The organism is Streptomyces sp. NPDC051020, assembly GCF_040683105.1.
GTDB lineage: Bacteria > Actinomycetota > Actinomycetes > Streptomycetales > Streptomycetaceae > Streptomyces.
Map to the genome: position 1 here is coordinate 60193 of NZ_JBFBCG010000042.1, position 539 is coordinate 60731.

The window sequence follows — 539 nt, forward strand, 5'->3', positions numbered from 1 at the left end:
CCTTGGAGGCCTTGGTTGCCTTGGGGTCCGGTGGCTCCGGTGTCGCCTTGGAAGCCTTGGTTGCCGGGGATTCCCTGGAGGCCGGTGTCGCCTTGGAGGCCTTGGTTGCCTTGGGGTCCGGTGGCTCCGGTGTCGCCTTGGAAGCCTTGGTTGCCGGGGATTCCCTGGAGGCCGGTGTCGCCTTGGAAGCCTTGGTTGCCGGGGATGCCCTGGAGGCCCTGGTCGCCCTGGAGGCCTTGGTTGCCTTGGGGTCCGGTGGCTCCGGTGTCGCCTTGGAAGCCTTGGTTGCCGGGGATTCCCTGGAGGCCGGTGTCGCCCTGGAGGCCTTGGTTGCCTTGGGGTCCGGTGGCTCCGGTGTCGCCTTGGAAGCCTTGGTTGCCGGGGATGCCCTGGAGGCCGGTGTCGCCCTGGTTGCCCTGGTTGCCTTGGGGTCCGGTGGCTCCGGTGTCGCCTTGGAAGCCCTGGTTGCCGGGGACGCCCTGGAGGCCCTGGTCGCCCTGGTTGCCTTGGGGTCCGGTGGCTCCGGTGTCGCCCTGGTG

Annotated in this window: 1 protein-coding gene; it reads left to right on the plus strand. The window is 69.6% G+C overall.

The genetic code is table 11. The features are described 5' to 3' along the window. Positions 1–47 precede the first annotated feature (47 nt). Positions 48–539, plus strand: a 492-nt coding sequence (locus tag AB0N06_RS22910; protein ID WP_366136538.1) for a hypothetical protein, incomplete at its 3' end; no start/stop codon positions are given.